17 protein-coding genes and 3 pseudogenes are annotated in these 16,360 nt (G+C 62.1%); 6 read left to right on the top strand and 14 right to left on the bottom strand.

Translation table 11 applies throughout. The features are described 5' to 3' along the window. Positions 1-305 precede the first annotated feature (305 nt). Complete coding sequence (locus ABMA59_RS34770) at positions 306-587, top strand: DUF1858 domain-containing protein (RefSeq protein ID WP_349009933.1); 282 nt, start codon at positions 306-308, stop codon at positions 585-587. 44 nt (positions 588-631) lie between these two features. Here ABMA59_RS34770 and ABMA59_RS34765 read toward each other — a convergent pair whose 3' ends face one another. Next, positions 632-1,342, bottom strand: coding sequence for a Crp/Fnr family transcriptional regulator (locus ABMA59_RS34765; RefSeq protein ID WP_349009932.1), 711 nt, complete (start codon positions 1,340-1,342; stop codon positions 632-634). Between the two features lie 122 nt (positions 1,343-1,464). On the opposite strand from ABMA59_RS34765, the gene ABMA59_RS34760 reads away from it, so the two are divergent. Continuing rightward, positions 1,465-1,908 carry a pseudoazurin gene (locus ABMA59_RS34760; RefSeq protein WP_349009931.1) on the top strand — a complete coding sequence of 148 codons (444 nt, stop codon included), beginning with the start codon at positions 1,465-1,467 and terminating at the stop codon, positions 1,906-1,908. A 63-nt stretch (positions 1,909-1,971) separates the two neighbouring features. On the opposite strand, the gene ABMA59_RS34755 is transcribed toward ABMA59_RS34760, so the two are convergent. The 9 genes and pseudogenes from ABMA59_RS34755 to ABMA59_RS37465 form a co-directional block, all read right to left on the bottom strand. Beyond that, positions 1,972-2,685 (bottom strand): cytochrome c3 family protein, encoded by a 714-nt coding sequence (locus ABMA59_RS34755; protein ID WP_349009930.1) that lies wholly within the window; start codon positions 2,683-2,685, stop codon positions 1,972-1,974. Further along, positions 2,686-3,186, bottom strand: a complete 501-nt coding sequence (locus tag ABMA59_RS34750) for a nitrate reductase cytochrome c-type subunit (RefSeq protein WP_425476047.1) — start codon at positions 3,184-3,186, stop codon at positions 2,686-2,688. Beyond that, positions 3,159-5,660 (bottom strand): periplasmic nitrate reductase subunit alpha, encoded by a 2,502-nt coding sequence (gene napA / locus ABMA59_RS34745; RefSeq protein WP_349009929.1) that lies wholly within the window; start codon positions 5,658-5,660, stop codon positions 3,159-3,161. The genes ABMA59_RS34750 and napA overlap by 28 nt, the downstream gene beginning before the upstream one ends. Next, positions 5,657-5,950: a chaperone NapD gene (locus ABMA59_RS34740; protein WP_349009928.1), complete on the bottom strand. Its 294-nt coding sequence runs from the start codon at positions 5,948-5,950 to the stop codon at positions 5,657-5,659. Before ABMA59_RS34740 ends, napA begins: the two co-directional genes overlap by 4 nt. 4 nt (positions 5,951-5,954) lie before the next feature. Beyond that, complete coding sequence (gene napE / locus ABMA59_RS34735; RefSeq protein WP_349009927.1) at positions 5,955-6,152, bottom strand: periplasmic nitrate reductase, NapE protein; 198 nt, start codon at positions 6,150-6,152, stop codon at positions 5,955-5,957. A 154-nt stretch (positions 6,153-6,306) separates the two neighbouring features. Continuing rightward, positions 6,307-7,551 carry an NnrS family protein gene (locus ABMA59_RS34730; protein ID WP_349009926.1) on the bottom strand — a complete coding sequence of 415 codons (1,245 nt, stop codon included), beginning with the start codon at positions 7,549-7,551 and terminating at the stop codon, positions 6,307-6,309. Then, on the bottom strand, positions 7,551-8,456 hold the full coding sequence (locus ABMA59_RS34725; RefSeq protein ID WP_349009925.1) for an SUMF1/EgtB/PvdO family nonheme iron enzyme: 906 nt from the start codon (positions 8,454-8,456) through the stop codon (positions 7,551-7,553). The genes ABMA59_RS34730 and ABMA59_RS34725 overlap by 1 nt, the downstream gene beginning before the upstream one ends. A gap of 56 nt (positions 8,457-8,512) precedes the next feature. After that, the gene (nirK, locus tag ABMA59_RS34720; protein WP_349009924.1) at positions 8,513-9,616 is read right to left on the bottom strand and encodes a copper-containing nitrite reductase; all 1,104 of its coding nucleotides are present in this window, start codon (positions 9,614-9,616) and stop codon (positions 8,513-8,515) included. A gap of 536 nt (positions 9,617-10,152) precedes the next feature. Further along, positions 10,153-10,377 (bottom strand): annotated as a pseudogene (locus ABMA59_RS37465) (IS91 family transposase); the annotation flags it as partial. 25 nt (positions 10,378-10,402) lie between these two features. Between ABMA59_RS37465 and ABMA59_RS34715 the strand changes: the two are divergent. Both ABMA59_RS34715 and ABMA59_RS34710 read left to right on the top strand, forming a co-directional pair. Further along, positions 10,403-10,558 (top strand): annotated as a pseudogene (locus tag ABMA59_RS34715) (IS3 family transposase); the annotation flags it as partial. A gap of 252 nt (positions 10,559-10,810) precedes the next feature. Next, positions 10,811-11,251, top strand: a complete 441-nt coding sequence (locus tag ABMA59_RS34710) for a Ros/MucR family transcriptional regulator (protein ID WP_349009923.1) — start codon at positions 10,811-10,813, stop codon at positions 11,249-11,251. Positions 11,252-11,612: 361 nt separating this feature from the next. On the opposite strand, the gene ABMA59_RS34705 is transcribed toward ABMA59_RS34710, so the two are convergent. Beyond that, on the bottom strand, positions 11,613-12,692 hold the full coding sequence (locus ABMA59_RS34705; RefSeq protein WP_349009922.1) for a transposase: 1,080 nt from the start codon (positions 12,690-12,692) through the stop codon (positions 11,613-11,615). A gap of 63 nt (positions 12,693-12,755) precedes the next feature. Between ABMA59_RS34705 and ABMA59_RS34700 the strand changes: the two genes are divergently transcribed. Further along, positions 12,756-13,493, top strand: a complete 738-nt coding sequence (locus tag ABMA59_RS34700) for a calcium-binding protein (RefSeq protein WP_349009921.1) — start codon at positions 12,756-12,758, stop codon at positions 13,491-13,493. Between the two features lie 400 nt (positions 13,494-13,893). Then, a complete protein-coding gene (locus tag ABMA59_RS34695; protein WP_349009920.1) occupies positions 13,894-14,931 on the top strand; it encodes a DMT family transporter in 1,038 nt (345 codons plus the stop codon). Between the two features lie 348 nt (positions 14,932-15,279). Here the strand turns inward: ABMA59_RS34695 and ABMA59_RS34690 are convergent. From ABMA59_RS34690 to ABMA59_RS34680, 3 genes and pseudogenes are all read right to left on the bottom strand, one after another. Further along, a pseudogene (locus ABMA59_RS34690) lies at positions 15,280-15,447 on the bottom strand (IS630 family transposase); the annotation flags it as partial. Then, on the bottom strand, positions 15,438-15,797 hold the full coding sequence (locus ABMA59_RS34685) for an ATP-binding cassette domain-containing protein (RefSeq protein ID WP_349009919.1): 360 nt from the start codon (positions 15,795-15,797) through the stop codon (positions 15,438-15,440). The pseudogene ABMA59_RS34690 and the gene ABMA59_RS34685, both read right to left, overlap by 10 nt. 151 nt (positions 15,798-15,948) lie before the next feature. Next, positions 15,949-16,308 carry an ABC transporter ATP-binding protein gene (locus ABMA59_RS34680; RefSeq protein ID WP_349009918.1) on the bottom strand — a complete coding sequence of 120 codons (360 nt, stop codon included), beginning with the start codon at positions 16,306-16,308 and terminating at the stop codon, positions 15,949-15,951. Positions 16,309-16,360 lie beyond the last annotated feature (52 nt).

Genomic DNA, 16,360 nt, shown 5'->3' with positions numbered 1-16,360 from the left:
CCGACAATGCCGCGCGCCCGGAAGCCGAAGCGGTCCGTCCGCATCCATCCCGGCCTTTCCCGACGGCGGTCACGCCATCCCCGACATCAGCCGAAGATCGAAATCCCAATAGCCATCGCTTCGTGGCCCGCGGGTTCGTTCCTCGGCGACTTTCGTACGCCTGCCGGCGCCCGAAACTCTTCACGCGAGGGGACCGACAGCTTTTGGCAACGACAAAGCGATAACAGACATGTCTCTGACTTTGCGCTGACGCAAAGTGGACTGAAGGCGATCAGATTAAATGGCGTCCTTTGGAAGCGCCTATTGTGAACCTGCCCGAAACGATCGACCCAGATATGACTGTCGACGAGATCATGCGACGGTGGCCGACGACTTTAGGAGTTGTCATGCGCCACAGGATGTTGTGCATCGGTTGCCCGATCGGGATATTCCACACGGTCGTAGACGCGTGCCAGGCTCACCGGATCGACGTCGAATCCTTTTCGGCCGAGCTTCTCGAAGCCATGCGGCGCGATCCGGTCGCCAATGCCCACTCGGCATTCTACAGCGATGATTCGTTTCAATTGGCCAGCCCGATAGCCAAATAACCAATTCGGAACGTGGCGCGCGGTTGAAGCCAGAGCTTGCTGCACTACTGCGCGGGCGGCACTTTGCGCCTGGTCTCGGCAACCAGCATTAGTGTGTGCGGGTCAGTCACGGTTACCTTCTGTCGGCTGGACCGCACGATGCCCTGATCTTCCCACGCGCTGAGTAGCCTGCTGACGGTGTGCAGCGTCGTTCCGGTCATTTCCGCTATGTCCTGGCGCGTGATCGGAAAATCGATCTCGATCCCGTCGGCTGTCTTGCGTCCCGACTGGCTGACAATGCGCAGCAGCGCGTGAGCGATCCGCTGCTCTACCTGCTGGGTCGACATCGCCATGACCTGTGCCTGGGTTTCCAGCAGGCGCGCGCCTATGGTCTGGTAGGCGCTGGCTCCAAACCCCGGACAGCGCGACTGCAGCTCTGGCCAGGCGGAATTTGGCCAGGTGAGGACGACACAATCCACCGCCGCGACCGCTGTCGCCGGGTAGGTGGACCTGCCCATGGCCATGGCGATGCCGAACAGTTCGCCTTCGTTGATGTATCTCGCGATCACCTGATGCCCTTCGGGCGAGGTGCGGACGACCCGGATATGGCCGGAAAGCAGCAGGAAGAACGAATTGGCTTCCTGCTCCTGCGCGAAAATCTCCGAATCCTTCGGGAAGCGAGAGGATCTGGCGCGGGCAAGGATCGCGTCGAGATCCTTACCGTCTAGTCCAGCGAATGCAGGAAATCCAGAGATCAGCGTCCGGTCCAGAGCCATCGTCTCTCGCGTCTCGCTTCCGCGATTTTGTCCGCAGTTTGCGCCAGCACAAACTGCCCTACCGAGCCGGAGACTATCAAGGGGCAACGGCCTTCGAAGCCGCACATAGGAAAGGAAAAGAAATGAAGACGTTGATTGCAGCCTTGGCACTTGGAGTGGCCACAGTCGTGGCGGGGGCGGCAGGGGCTGCCGAGATCGAGGTGGTGATGCTGAACAAGGGCGAGAAGGCCGCGATGGTGTTCCAGCCGGACTTCGTCAAGGCAGCGCCGGGCGACACCATCCGCTTCGTTCCAACGGACAAGGGACACAATGTGGAGGCGATCAAGGGCATGCTTCCAGAAGGCGCCGAACCCTTCAAGAGCAAGTTCAACGAGGAGTTCACCGTCACGCTCGACAAAGAAGGCGTCTATGGCGTCAAGTGCTCGCCCCACTACGGCATGGGTATGGTCGCGCTGATCGAAGTGGGCAAGCCCGTGAACATCGAGGAAGCGAAGGCGATTAAGCAGACTGGCAAGGCGAAGACCGTGTTCGCTGGACTTTTCGGCCAGGTCGTGGCGGCTAACTGAAGCAATTCCTGAAAAGAGCCGGCAAGGAGGCGCGCCGATGGGTAAGGCGTGGCCGGCTCGCCTTTAGCGCTCCAGCCCGGTCGGCGGCAGGAGGGGATGCGTCTCGGCAAACCGCTGCAGCCGGTCAAACACTGACGCTGCCGGCAGTTTGTCGCCCTCCAGTTCGGGCGGAACCTTCCAGCCAGGGTCGACACCCTGCATATTGGGCAGCTCGTGCGCGATGCCCTTGTGGCAGTCGATGCAGGTCGCCTCGCCGGAAAGTAGGTAGCGTGTGTGGATCGTCGCGGCCCGCTCCGTCTGCTTCGACAGATCCATGGCCACCGACGAGTGACAGTTGCGGCATTCGAGACTGTCGTTCGCCTTCAGCCGCGCCCACTCGTGTTGTGCCAGTTCCAGCCTGTGGTCTAGGAACTTCCGCCTGGTGTCGATCGTGCCGAAGATCTTGCCCCATACTTCCTTGGATGCCTGCATCTTGCGGGCGATCTTGTCGGTCCACTCGTGCGGCACGTGGCAATCCGGGCATGAGGCCCGCACTCCCGAGCGGTTGGAGAAGTGGATGGTGCGGGTGAGTTCCTCGTAGACGTTCGCCTTCATCTCATGGCACGAGACGCAGAACTGTTCGGTGTTGGTCAACTCCAGCGCGGTGTTGAACGCGCCCCAGAACAAGACACCGCCAAGAAAGCCACCAAGCGTCAGGAAGCCGAGGCTGAGCGTCACGGCAGGCGTTGCCAGGATGTTCCAGGCCCACAGGCCAGCGGCCTTCAGCCGTGACCACATTTACTGGTCTCCCGCGTGGCCGACGCCGAGCTGGCTCATGTCGATGAAGGTGTTTCCTATCAGCGGAGGCGTGGCGGCCTGCGGCACATGGCAGGCGGTGCAGAAATAACGGCGGGGGGACACGTCCGCCAGCATCTGCCCCTCGCGGGTGATGTAGTGGGTGACGCTGATCATCGGAGCGCCGGACCCTTGCGTGAACTCGCGCTTGTGGCAGGACAGGCAACGATTGGTGTTGACGGAAAGCTGATAGCCTTCGATTGAATGCGGGATGATGGGCGGCTGATCCGGATAGGCTCGCATCTGCCGGATATCGTCGACGGTCCACTTCGGTATCGGACCGGCCGGAAACACCTGCATCGGCTGTGCCTGGCCGGTAAGCGGGGGAATGATCTGGATCGACGACATCTGCGCCAGCGCCGCGGTGCCGGCGACGAAAAGCAGGCCGGTCGAAAGAAAGACGCGCGATCGGCGCGTCAGACGGGCATGACCTTGACCGCGCATTTCTTGAAATCCGTCTGTTTGGAGATGGGATCAGTCGCGTCGAGGGTAACCTTGTTGATCAGCTTGCTGGCGTCGAACCAGGGAACGAACACGACGCCGTGCGGCATGCGGTTGCGTCCGCGGGTCTCGATCCGGACCCGGATCTCGCCGCGGCGCGAAACGACTTTGACCTCGGCTCCCTGATTAATGCCGCGCTTTCGCGCATCGTCGGCATTCATGAAGCACACCGCGCCGGGGAAAGCCCTGAAGAGCTCGGGCACACGCATGGTCATGGAGCCAGAGTGCCAGTGCTCCAGCACGCGCCCGGTCACCAACCACACGTCGTATTCGTCGTCAGGCGACTCGGCGGGCGGCTCGTATGGGACGGCTAGGATCACCGCCTTGCCGTCTGGCTTGCCGTAGAACCGCACACCCTCGCCGGGCTTCACGAATGGGTCGAAACCCTCGCGGTAGCGCCAGAGCGTCTCCTTTCCATCGACGACCGGCCAGCGCAGGCCGCGCACCTGGTGGTAGACGTCGAACGGCGCAAGGTCATGGCCGTGGCCGCGCCCGAAGCCTGCATATTCCTCGAACAATCCCTTCTGGATGTAGAAGCCAAACTCCCTGGATTCCCTGTTCTCATACTCGGCGTCGAGGTCGGAGAGCGGGTAACGGTCAACGTTGCCATTCCGGAAAAGGACCTCAAACAGGGTCTTGCCTTTGTAGTCCGGGTTGGCGTTCAGCAGATCTGCAGGCCAGACGTCGTCGGTCGTGAAGCGTTTCGAAAACTCTACGAGCTGCCAGAGGTCGGAGCGCGCTTCGCCCGGCGCATTCACTAGCTGCCGCCAGACCTGTGTGCGTCGCTCGGCGTTGCCGTAGGCGCCTTCTTTCTCCACCCACATCGCCGCCGGCAGGATCACGTCGGCCGAGAGCGCGGTGACGGTCGGATAGGCATCGGACACCACGATGAAATTGTCTGGGTTCCGGTAGCCCGGATGGGTCTCGTTGCTGGTGTTCGGTGCGGCTTGGACGTTGTTATTGACCTGCACCCAGTAGAAATTGAGCTTGCCATCGTGCAGCATCCGGTCCTGCTGCACTGCATGGAAGCCAGGCTTCTCCGGCAACAGGCCGTGCGGGACGCGCCAAATCTCCTCCGCGTGCTCTCGGTGCTCGGGATTGGTGACCACCATGTCGGCGGGAAGCCGGTGCGCGAAGGTCCCGACCTCGCGCGCCGTGCCGCACGCCGACGGCTGTCCCGTCAGCGAGAACGGGCTGTTGCCCGGCTCCGAGATTTTTCCTGTCAGCAGATGGATGTTGTAGACCATCTGGTTCGCCCACACGCCGCGGACGTGCTGGTTGAAGCCCATGGTCCACAGCGACATCACCTTGACATCAGGGTTGGCGTAGAGCTCGGCCAGTTCCTCGAGGAACTCCGGCTCCACGCCGGACAGTTCCGACACCTTGTCGAGCGTGTAGTCGGCGACCATCGCCTTGAACGCTTCGAAGTCGATCGGCTCCATCTTGCCCGGATCGGCAGCTCCCTTCGCCGCCAGTTCGATGGGATTTTCGGGCCGCAGCCCGTAGCCGATGTCAATCGCGCCCTTCATGAACACAGTGTGGTCGCGCACGAAAGCTTCGTTCACCCGGCCTGTCTGGATGATGTGGTTTGCGATGTAGTTGAGGATCGCGAGGTCGGTGCCCGGCTTGAAGACGATCGGGATGTCGGCGAGGTCCATCGAGCGATGCGTGAAGGTCGAGAGCACCGCGCAACGGACATGCGGGTGGCCGAGCCTGCGGTCGGCGACCCGCGTCCACAGGATCGGGTGCATCTCGGCCATGTTCGAGCCCCACAGCACGAGCGCGTCGGCATGCTCGAAATCGTCGTAGACGCCCATCGGCTCATCCATGCCGAAGGTGCGCATGAAGGCATAAGCCGCGGACGCCATGCAGTGTCGCGCGTTCGGGTCGAGGTTGTTCGAGCGAAAGCCGGCGCGCATCAGCTTGGTAGCGGCGTAGCCCTCGAAGATCGTCCACTGCCCCGATCCGAACATGCCGACCGCCTCGGGGCCTTTCTCCTTGAGCACGGCCTTGCACTTCTCGGCCATCAGGTCGAATGCCTTGTTCCAAGAGACCGGCTCGAACTCGCCGTCCTTGTCGTAGACGCCGTTGCGCTTGCGCATCAGCGGCGTCGTCAGGCGGTCCTCGCCGTACATGATCTTGGACAGGAAGTAGCCTTTGACACAGTTGAGGCCGCGGTTGACCTCGGCCTGCATGTCACCGTGGGTGGCAACGACGTGGCCGTCCTTGACGCCGACCATGACGCCGCATCCGGTGCCGCAGAAGCGGCAGGGAGCCTTTGACCATTTGATCTCCAGTGCCTCGACGCCGCCGGACACAGGCTGCGCAGCGGCCGGCAGCGCGATGCCTGCAGACGCGGCGGCAAGCGCTGCCGCATGCGCTTTTAGAAGATCGCGACGGTTGATGGTTGCCGTCATGTCGCCGCATCCTCCACTTCGACATGCTCGAAGACCATGTTGGCGGAGATCACGCCGTCCATCGCCGAGATCAGGGTCAGTGTCTCGCCAAGCATGCCAGTGCTCGTTCCCTCGATCGTAATCACGATGCGGCTGCCGTCGCCGGCATGGACTTCCACTCCGGGCATCGCGGCGAGTTGGCGGTAAAGTTCCTTCCTGCGCGCGGGAAGCGCGAAGACAACCGCGCTCGATATGTGATGGCGCGGAGCGGCGCCTCCCGTGAGCAGCGACCTGCGTGTCAATTCGCGCATCGGCTCAACCTCCTGGCGGGCCGGGCGGCCCGTATACGATCTGAAACATCCACACGAGGAAGCCGTAGCCGCCGACAACACCGACGGCGACGACGGGCCAGATAGCAAAAGCCAGGACGAAAAAAGCCAGCAGTTCCCTTCGCCTTGTCTTTGCACGCGAAGGTACGGCTTCGGAAAGTGTCTGCGGGCTGTCCTGGGTCATGACCTCCTCATGGGCCTGGGACTGGCTCGACGCGCCATGCGTCACACTTGAGAGGCTAACGCCGCAACCAGTCTTTTCCAATAGTATTTCCGAAGCTGCAGGGATCTTCTCTAGGCACTGAGATAACCGTCAAAGGCACCCGGCAACCTATCCTTCAAGCTCCTAGCCTGCGGCCCCAGAGTATCGGTGCATAGCGAATAGCGAACAGCAGGAAAGCGGCGCACCACAGCGCACCGCCGCAGGCGAGCACGTGCGCGTACCAGTTTCCCGTCAGCGGCGCCGCGACCCTGAGGATAGCGCCCGCCGTGACCGACACGTACGCCGCAATCACGAAGTGGTCGGCGACGATCGCGCGTCCGGTATGGCCGAGGCTGGCGCGAGTCATGACGGCCAGCGTCATCGTGCCGATGGCTCCTGCCGTCAGCGCATGCAGCGCCGCGCTCTCCGGTAGCGCGTCGATGAAGACCGAGCCGCCGAGCAATAGAAGCGCTACGCCAAGCCAGGCGTATCCGACATGCAGGATCAGTACGATAGGCTCGCGCGCAGTGCGCTGCCCTTGCCACCGCGCCAACCTTACGGCCAGGAGTATGCCGGCCAAAACGAGGATCATACCCGAAGCGCCCGTCGCCGGGAAAGCAACCCAGCTGGCCGCGGCGGCCGCTGTGACCGCGAGCGCGGCTTTGTCCAGCATGCCGAAACTCGCGGGGAGATGCGTGCCACCGTTCCTGGCGAGCCAGTTGCGGGTGAAGCTCGGAACGATCCGTCCGCCGATCAGAGCGAGCATCATCATGATCGCGGCCAGGGCGACCCGGACGCCGACGCCATGTTGTACCAGGCCGAGATTGGCGAGGTGATCAAGCGCGTTGGCAATGCCGAAGATGGTGATCATGGCCGCCACAGGCGCGTTCTTCCAGTTGCGCCCGGCGACGACCTCCCGCCAGACGGCGAAAGCTAGGGCGGTCGGAAATGCGATATCGATGACCAGCGCGACTATAGGATTGGGCGCGGTGGCGCTGGAGATGCGCCCGGCAATCCAAAGCGATACGAGCCCGGCCAGGGGCCAGCCGCTCAGCGGCAGGCATCCCGTCCAGTTGGGGATGGCGGTAAGCACGAAGCCGGCGAGAACTGCCTGCAGGTAGCCGAACAGCATCTCGTGGGCGTGCCAGTGGATGCCGTCGAAAGGCCCGGACAGTGTGTGTCCCGAGAAGTACATCCAGAGCCAGGCCGGGATCACGACACCTGCGTAGAGCGCAGCCAGGAAGAAAAAAGGCCTGAAGCCGTATCGCAGGATCGGCGGCATGAAGGCGACGCGCCCGCGGCCGTCGCGGGACAGGTCTCCGGACTTGCGCAATGCGCGCAGGACGGACCTGTCGGCTGTCGGAATGGGGCTTGCAGTCATCAGATATTTCCTTTGTTTGCCGAGCTTGGAGCCAAGCCCAACAGCCGCACGGCAAACAGTTTCGCGGAGGCGAGAAGCGTGTCGCCACGCACAAGACGGAAGCCCAGATGCTCAGGAGGCGTCTCCACCGCGCAGCCGCCACTTTTGCCGTCGCGGATGAAGTTGGACATGTACGCTCTGTGCAGCCCTTCGAGCACGTGCACGCCGCAATTGTCCGTCGAGGCCTTGGTAGTAGTCCGGTCGGCGGCGAGCGATATGCGCACGTAACAGGTCGACGTCCATTCCCAGACGTTGCCGCCGAAGTCTTCGACGCCGTTCGTGTTGGCGCCGTAATATCCGCGCGGCTTCACGACCGGATCGGCGGGACGCTCTGCCGCCGCCTCTTCACGGTAGCGCCTCAGCCATGCGACGGCAGGGTTGGCCGCGTCCTCGGCGGCGGCTGAAAAGGCGTCGCCGGAGAAGCGCTCGCCGGCGGCGGCGGCCGCTTCCTGAGCAGTCGGAAGCCGCCATGCATAGCCGGTCTCCTTCGAGTACCAGCCTGCAAACGCCACGGCATCGAGATAGCTCACACCCGTCGCCGGTACGTCGGCGCCTTCCGGAGTGAGGGCATCGGCTGGCCTGCACGTGCCGCTCGCCACGCAACGCGAATAGTCCTGAGCGCTGACCTGCTGCTTCATCACCTGGAACCGGCGAACCTTCACCGTCCCAATCGGCGATGCGGCCGGCCGGCCCTCGACCAGGAATTCCCCCGGCAACGGGTAATCCAGCTCGGTGGTCCCGACCTCCACCGTCTGCGCTGCCGCTTCGATGGCGATAGGCGAGGTGTTGTGCGAGATGCCGGCGAGGGTCGCGGGAAAGACAATCGCCACAGCTCCCACCGTTGCATCGAACAGGGACAGTTGCATGAGGGAACTCCGGAGGTGAGGCGCGGCCCGGACTTGCCGGGCCGCGCCATGCGGTGTCAGAGGCTCGGTATCGGCCCAGGCGCCTCGACCTGCTTCATCAAGTCGTCGTTCCAGTCGCCGTCGACCAGGAAGTGCGCGGTCGCGCCGAGTTCAACCGCCTCGATCAAGTTGTGGTTGACGTAGGCGTAGACGCCCGGTTGGAGGAAGGTGTAGAGCGCTGCTCCTGCCGATCCGCCGCGGATGAACCAGGTCTCGAGGTCCTTGGCTGGCGGGTTGGCGAACTTGCCTTCTTCCCAGACATAGTCGCCGTGTCCGCCGATCAGGTGGGGCCGGCTATCGCGGTTGGCCTGCGAATGGACGATCAGCACCGTCTCGCCGACCCTTGCCTTCATCGCCTTGTCGCCGGTGAGCGAACCCTTAGCGCCGTTGAAGACCACGTGGCTAGGGATGAGACCCTTCATGACCTGGAGCGTGTCGGCATAGCTGTCGCCATGGCTCTCGTAGGTCTTGAAGTTGCCGTCCTGGTCGCGCGGCACGTAGAAGTCGTTCTCGCCGATGTAGAACATCTTGTCATAGCTGAGCGGCTCGCCCTTCTCGTTCTTCAGGCCGTCTCTCGGGAGGATCATGATCGTCCCGCTCATGCCCGAGACGACGTGCCAGGGGATCATCGCGCCCTCGGGGGCGCAGTGGTAGACGAAGGTTCCGGTACGGGTCGCCTTGAAGCGTAGCTTGACCTGTTCGCCGGGGTTGATGAGCGTCAACGCACCGCCGCCGAGACCGCCCGTGGCGGCATGGAAGTCGATGTTGTGCGGCATCGAGTTGCTGCCCGGGTTGATCAGCGTCAGCTCGACATAGTCGCCTTCATGGACGACCATCATCGGGCCGGGGATCGAGCCGTTGAACGTCATGCCCTGGAGGATCGTCCCTTCGTCGTCGATCACGACGGGCTTCTCCACGATTGCCATCGTGAACTCGACCACCTTGGGTCCACCCTTCGCCACCAGGTCGTGAGCATGCACGAACGGCGGCGCGACCAGGGCAACCTTCTCGCGCGGCAGCGTTGCGACCTCGGCCTCTGTTGCGTGAGCAGCCATGGGAGGCATCGCGGCCAGCGTGGCGGCGGCCGCCACACTCATGAGTGCCTGGCGACGCGTGAACATCTTGGTTCTCCTCGATCCATCGTTGTCGATGGCAGAGTTGTAGTACTGCTGTAGCAGTGGAGTTTGTGCTGGAACAAACTCGGCGCGGATTCCCAGCTGCATTGGAGTGCGGTGGGGTCGCGGAATCTTGAGGGCGCCCCGCCCCGGACGCGACACGCAAGAACATGTCGCGGCATCTTATATCTACAACAATGTCCGCTATCAGGAATCGGCTAGTTGGAATCTAGCGTCCGAAATGGTGAAGGGTTTCGGGTGCCGGCAGGCGTACGAAAGCCTCTCATGCAGGAACCCGCGGGCCACAGTCGATGGCTATGGGGATTTCGATCTGTGGCTGATGTCGGCGATGGTGCGACCGCCGCCGGGATGGGTTGGGATGGATGCGAAGAGGCGGCTTCGTTTTGCCTCCGCGCGGTCCAGCCGATCGCGCACGAGGCTCGTTGCGACCCTGTCGGCAGCGATATTGACGGTGGACGCGCGTGGGTCCGTTGCCGGCGACTGGGCGCCTGCAGCTGATGGTTCGACCATGCCATGCCGGGTCATGCGTCCGTCTCCCGGTTCGTGGCGGTGGTGTGCGGCGGTCCACGCGGCTGCCTCCAGCGCTCGAACGTCTCGATGATGATCATGCGTCCGCCACAGCAGCGGCATGGCGGGTGGTAGTCGTCTGGTTCGTCGGAGTAGCGGGGGTCGGGCGCCGCGGCGACATCCAGGAGTTCGCGGGCGAGCGCGAGACTGGCCTTGCGAGCGGAGCCGGCAGCCGCGCCTATCCCTGGCGGGTAGCCACGACGATCGGCGCTCGGTTACATCACGCCCGCGACTCATGCCGCCAATCTCACCGCAACGGGCGATCGGCTGCGCAACCCCGACCAGCTCCACCGATCGCCCGTTGCTCACCTCGCGCCATACGGCGTAAAACCCGGCGAGGCTCTAATTGCCGCTGGATGAAAACTCCGGGGCAGGTCAGCGTCGACCCGCTGCAACTGGTTGCAAATTCTTGAGGCGCCTCAAAATTGCCTCGCCTCCGATAGTCGCCCTGGCGGTAAATCGACGTTGGGCTTAGGAGATCTCAGCTGCACATAGCACAGGGGGCCAGTTGGTAGCGGCGCATCGTATGGATCATGATCTTGCCAAACTCGGGTTGCATTCTAGATAAAACGCTGTCAATCAAGTCTTCTCGAAGCTTTTGGATTGTAGAGAATGCATGACGACGAACTGATTCAGCTCACTGCGGATATTGTCTCCGCCTATGTTGGCAACAATCCCGTTCCAATAGGCGACCTACCGGGAGTGATCGAGCGCGTACATTCGTCCATTCTGGGATTGGGAAAGGCGAGTGAACCTGAACCTGCACAACTCGTCCCTGCCGTTTCGATCAAGAAGTCGATAACGCCAGACTTCATCATCAGCCTGGAGGACGGGCGCAAGTTCAAGTCGTTGAAGCGGCATCTCGCCACGAGTTACAATCTGACGCCTGATCAGTACCGCGCGAAATGGGACCTGCCCAACGACTACCCGATGGTGGCTCCCGCGTACGCCGCCCGACGGTCCGCGCTTGCAAAGACATCCGGTCTGGGGCGGGCGGCCGCTCCAGCGCCGGCCCCTGAGCCGAAGCCGAGAAAGGCAGTCAAGCGCGGGTAGTCCTCCCTCCGCTTGGGCACTGCGTTATTTCGCTCGATTACCCGATGGCCTCCGCTCCTGGGCGGCCATCGTGCATTCGTTTTCTTCAAGCTTGTCACTGCGACGCTGTGCGCTCCGACCTCCCGGGCGGATCTACCTACAAATTGATGGTGACGGCTTTCGTCAACGAGCCGGTCGCGCCGAGCGGGCACGATCCCAGCAAGTCGGATCAGCTGGAGACCCGCATTAACCCGGTTTGGTTTGGCGGATTGGCGCTGAGAATATTGCAAGGCGGGTATTTGGGCTGATTTGGCGGCCTTTTGGCTGTGGGCTCGCCGCCAGGTCAGGTCGATTTGAGCCGGTTCCGCGATTGCGGACAGAGTCATCCCGCGGCTTTGGCCCGCTCATGGAAGATCAGCCTATCGAAGTTGTAGGCGATGTTGGCGAGCAGCATCTTCGCCTCGGCTCGGGCGATGCCGATGGTGCGAATGAACAGGCCGAACCGGTTCTTCTGGTGTGCGAACACATGCTCCACCGCCGCACGGACCGACGACTTCGCGGCATTGGCGCGCGCCATAGGCTGCGGCATGGCGTGTCCGGCCGGCTTGCGACGATGAATGCGGCTGACCAATCCTTTCGATGACAGCCATTTCTCATTCTTTTGCGATCGGTAGGCGCTGTCGGCCCAAACCTCGGACGAGGTATTCTGCGTCGTCACCAGTTTCGACAGCATGCGACCGTCGGCATGTGCCGCCGAAGTGACAGCGCTCTCCCGGATGAAGCCGAAACGTCGGTCTATGACGATATGGGATTTGTAGCCGAAGACCGGCAAGGCGATCTGCGGCAGAGGCGTCCCGTCCTGCCGGTAGCGGATCTTGCCGCCGATCTTCAGCGTCCAGCGTGCGTCGGTATCCTTCTGGGCCGCCTTCGCGGGTTCGTCCGGCCAGATTTCCCTGGCGCTCTTGCCGGCCTTGATCGCCGCCTTCTCGCTTTCGGTGTTGCGCTGCTTCGGCGCCGGAACCAGCGAGGCATCGACGATCTGACCCGACATCGGGATGTAGCCCTTCTTGTGCAATTGCCAGTCGAAGGCTTTCATCACCCGCTTCAACGTGTCGGTCTCGGTCAGTTTGTTGCGAAACAGCCGGATCGTGTTCTCGTCCGGCGTCGGGCCGCCAAGATCGAAGCCGGGAAACCGCATCCAGGACAACCGGTCCCGGATCATGAACTCCATCCTGGCATCGCTCAGATTGTGCTGCGCCTGCAAAATCAGCGCCTTGAACATCAACACCGGATCGAGCGGCGGGCGACCACCCTTGCCACCCTCGCCATAGCCAAGTCCTTCGACCAGCCAGTCACGGAAATACTCAAAGTTGACCGTCGCCTCCAGAACCTCGAGCGGATCACCATTCTTGCTCAGCCGGTCGAGATGTTCCGAAAGCCCCAATAGCGACCGCTGCTCCATCGTCCCGTCTCCAAATCACGACACAAGCAGTGAATCACAATTCCATCCCTACCAGCAGGGTCAATGCGGGTCTCCAGCTACACGCTCGGTGCCGCAGCCGAGGTCGAGACGATGGCGACCACGTCATATGGCAGCACGGCGACGCTTAGCATCATTGGCAATGATTTTGATCAGTCAATTACCGGCAATGCCGGCAAGAACTCTCTCGACGGAAAAGGCGGAAATGACACGATGATCGGCGGCAAGGGAGGAGACTATCTCAGCGGTGGGACCTGGACGGATGCCGCGTCTTACGCAACCGCAGCTGCTGGCGTCACCGTCGATCTGGTTAATCCCGCTGGCAACACCGGAGACGCGGTCGGCGAAACCTACAATTCGGTCGAATGGCTGATTGGCAGCAAATACGCTGATCGACTGGCCGGAACCTCAGGGTCCAATATTATCAAGTCCGGCATCGGCGATGACATTCTGCGCGGGCGAGGTGGCAATGACGATCTCGTTGGCGGGGCGGGAGCTGACAAATACGTTTTCGACAGCGCACTGAATGCGTCTACCAATGTCGACCGCGTTTATTTCGAGAACGGTATCGATAAGATCTGCTTGGACAATGCGATCTTCACCACGCTGACTGCGACCGGACCCTTGGCATCTTCCGCGTTTCGGATCATCACGACCGGCAATGTCGATAGCAACGACCGCATCCTCTATGACGCCGACCTTGGCTGCTCTATGATCGAGATGGATCGGGAGCAACCTATGCGCCCATTCGCTTCGCCGAGGTCTTTGCAGGTGCCGCGTTAGTTGCCGCCGATTTCGTTGTAATCTGAGCAACGCCTGCCGGGCCTCATGCAAAAGCTTGGGTGTGTTGCGGGCTTTGACGGGATCGATTCGTAATAGCCAACACCCAGTGGGCGAAGATCGAGCCGCATCGTCTGGCCCGACCATGTGCGGCAACGTCCGCTGCTGCTCGATGGAAGCCGTTCTGTGGATCGCGCGGACTGGCAGCCTTGGCGCGATCTGCATGCGGCAGAGAGAACTTTCTCATGGCTTATGCATGCGTCGGGGTAGATCAATCGACTGGTCACATCATGTGAACGGCTAGGAGTTCGATGTGGCGCCGGATTGCAGGCTCTCGCAGCCGGGCGCGGGCCAGGGTCGATGTTTGCGTATTCAGCGGCGTCTTCCAAGGCGAACCTCCTCTGTGGCCTCTTTCCATTTACGTACTGCCCCATCACGGTTTAGGGCGCTGCTGCTAGAAACCCACCGTTCCTCCGACCATTGGATTTCCTTGGCCACTCTCTCTCCCGCCATTCACAATCGCGACAATGACCTTGCCGGCGTCCTTTCGCTGGTTGCCGGCATCGCCGTGTTTTCCGTGCAGGACGTGATCATCAAGCTGATCAGCGGCGTCTATCCCGTGTACGAAGCGATTACGATCCGCAGCCTGGTCGCGCTGCCGATCCTCTGGGTGATGGTCGCCGTCAACCGTCGCGGTGCGACGCTCAGGTCAAGACACTGGCGGTTGCTGCTGGTCCGCGGGGTCATCATGTTCTTCTCCTACACCGTCTATTATCTCGCGCTGGCGGCCCTGCCGCTCGCCACCTGCATCGGGCTCTATTTCGCGGCGCCGCTGTTCATCACAGTGATGTCGGCCTTGTTCCTGCGCGAGCAAGTTGGGCTGCGGCGCTGGGCAGCAGTGCTGATGGGCTTTGTCGGCGTTCTGATCATCCTCAGGCCCGGCACGGAGGTCTTCGAGGTTGCCGCGTTGCTGCCAATCTTTTCAGCGCTCACCTACGGCATGGCGCAGGTACTGGCGCGCAAACTTGGCGAGGAAGCCAGTGCGTCGGTGATGACCTTTTATGCCAATGGGATGTATATCCTCGGCGGCATTGCGATGGTCGTTGCCTTCGGCGGGGGTGACTATCAAAGCGACGTTCACAAGAGCTGGGCCTTTTTGACGCGCGGCTGGAAAACGCCCAGCCTCGACGATTTTTTGCTTATGGCCGCATGTGGCGTCATCGCCGCAGTCGGCCTGACACTGCTCAGCCACGCCTATCGTAGTTCCCGGGCCAGCACCATTGCGCCGTTCGAGTATTCAGCCATCGTGCTAAGCGTCGCTTACGGCTGGTTTATCTGGGGCGAGTTTCCGGACATGGTATCATGGGTGGGCATCGCCATCGTCATTGGCGCCGGCATGTATGTCGTGGCGGTCCGAGATCGGGCCCTTACCCGCGGATAGGGCTGCCGCCGACGTCATGCCAACCATGAGCGAAGTATCACCACCACATGGCGGATATGAGAAGAGACGGGGCTCTTCACGCCGGTGCCCAAGCATTGCCACAGAGTGCTAGTCGCTGACGAGCTCGATCTCATCGAGGATGCCCAGTCCCTCCCGGCATGGCCCAACCGGCTCCCGCTTCATTTCGGTCAGCATATGATGGAACGAGATCGCGACGGCCAATTGCTCGGCGAGCCGGGCTGCACGGGCTCTGTCCTTGATGAAGCTGTCGCGTCTCCTGCGAGCCGGTTCTGCGCGGTGGCGTCCGCGGTGCCACCGGCGAGCAAGATCAGCCGTGCCTGTCTCAACACCTTCTGAAGTCGTCATGTTGGTCTTGACGCTGGTTTCATCAATAAAGACAAGCCGTGCCGGTTGGGCCCGCATGAAGGGCTGGCGGCGATCCAGCCATTCGCGACGCGCCGCCTTCACGTCACTGCGTTCTTTCTCCGACGCCAGCAGCTGTTTTTTTATATGTGAAGCCTTCCCGGCAGAAGGATTTTCTGGTCTCCGCTCACCGGATCTGCCGGTGCCCGCAGGCGGACCTGTGCGTCCGTCGCATCGACGCTTGCAGTGAGCTCATCGCCGCTACCGCCGACAAGACGACCCGTCAGCCGGTTCGTGCGTCCGACGAATGTGGCGACGAAGTCGGTCGCCGGAAGATCGTACAGCGCCCGTGGCGTGCCGAGTTGAACGATCCTGCCCTTGTCCACAATGGCGATGCGGTCGCAGATCGATAGTGCTTCGGCCTGATCGTGGGTGACCATGATCGTCGTGATGCCGACGTTCTTCTGTATCGCACGCAATTCGACCTGCATCTCCTCGCGCAATTTCGCATCGAGGTTCGAAAGCGGCTCATCGAGCAGAAGAAGCGTAGGCTTGAAGACGAGCGCACGCAAGGGCGACGCGCTGCTGCTGCCCGCCCGAAAGCTGGCGTGGGAAGCGATCGGAGAAGGCGGCGAGCCTGACAAGGTCTAGGGCCTAGGCAACGCGCTTGTCGTTCTCCGGCTTCGCGACGTTGCGCATGTCCAGCCCGAAAGCGACATTTTCGGCTGCGGTAAGATGAGGAAAAAGCGCGTAGCTCTGGAACACGATGCCCATGCCGCGTTGATAGGCTGGTGTCGCAGCGATGTCGGTGCTGTCGAGCAGGATCTGGCCGTCGGTCGAATGCTCGAAGCCGGCGATCATGTTGAGGGTGGTCGTCTTGCCGCACCCCGACGGTCCAAGCAGGCCGAGCAGCTCGCCCTCGCTGACATCGAGGCTGATGCCGTCGACGGCTGTGAACGCGCCGAAACGCTTGACGAGCGATTTAAGGAAATCTTCGGGGTCATGGGCCGGCACTCATACCCGGCAATCGACAATGCCGAAGCCGCCCGTAGCGCGGCGATTCGCA

The organism is Mesorhizobium yinganensis, assembly GCF_040081985.1.
GTDB lineage: Bacteria > Pseudomonadota > Alphaproteobacteria > Rhizobiales > Rhizobiaceae > Kumtagia > Kumtagia yinganensis.
The sequence above is the reverse complement of the archived record's forward strand: the minus strand, read 5'-3'. Positions and strand labels throughout refer to the sequence as shown.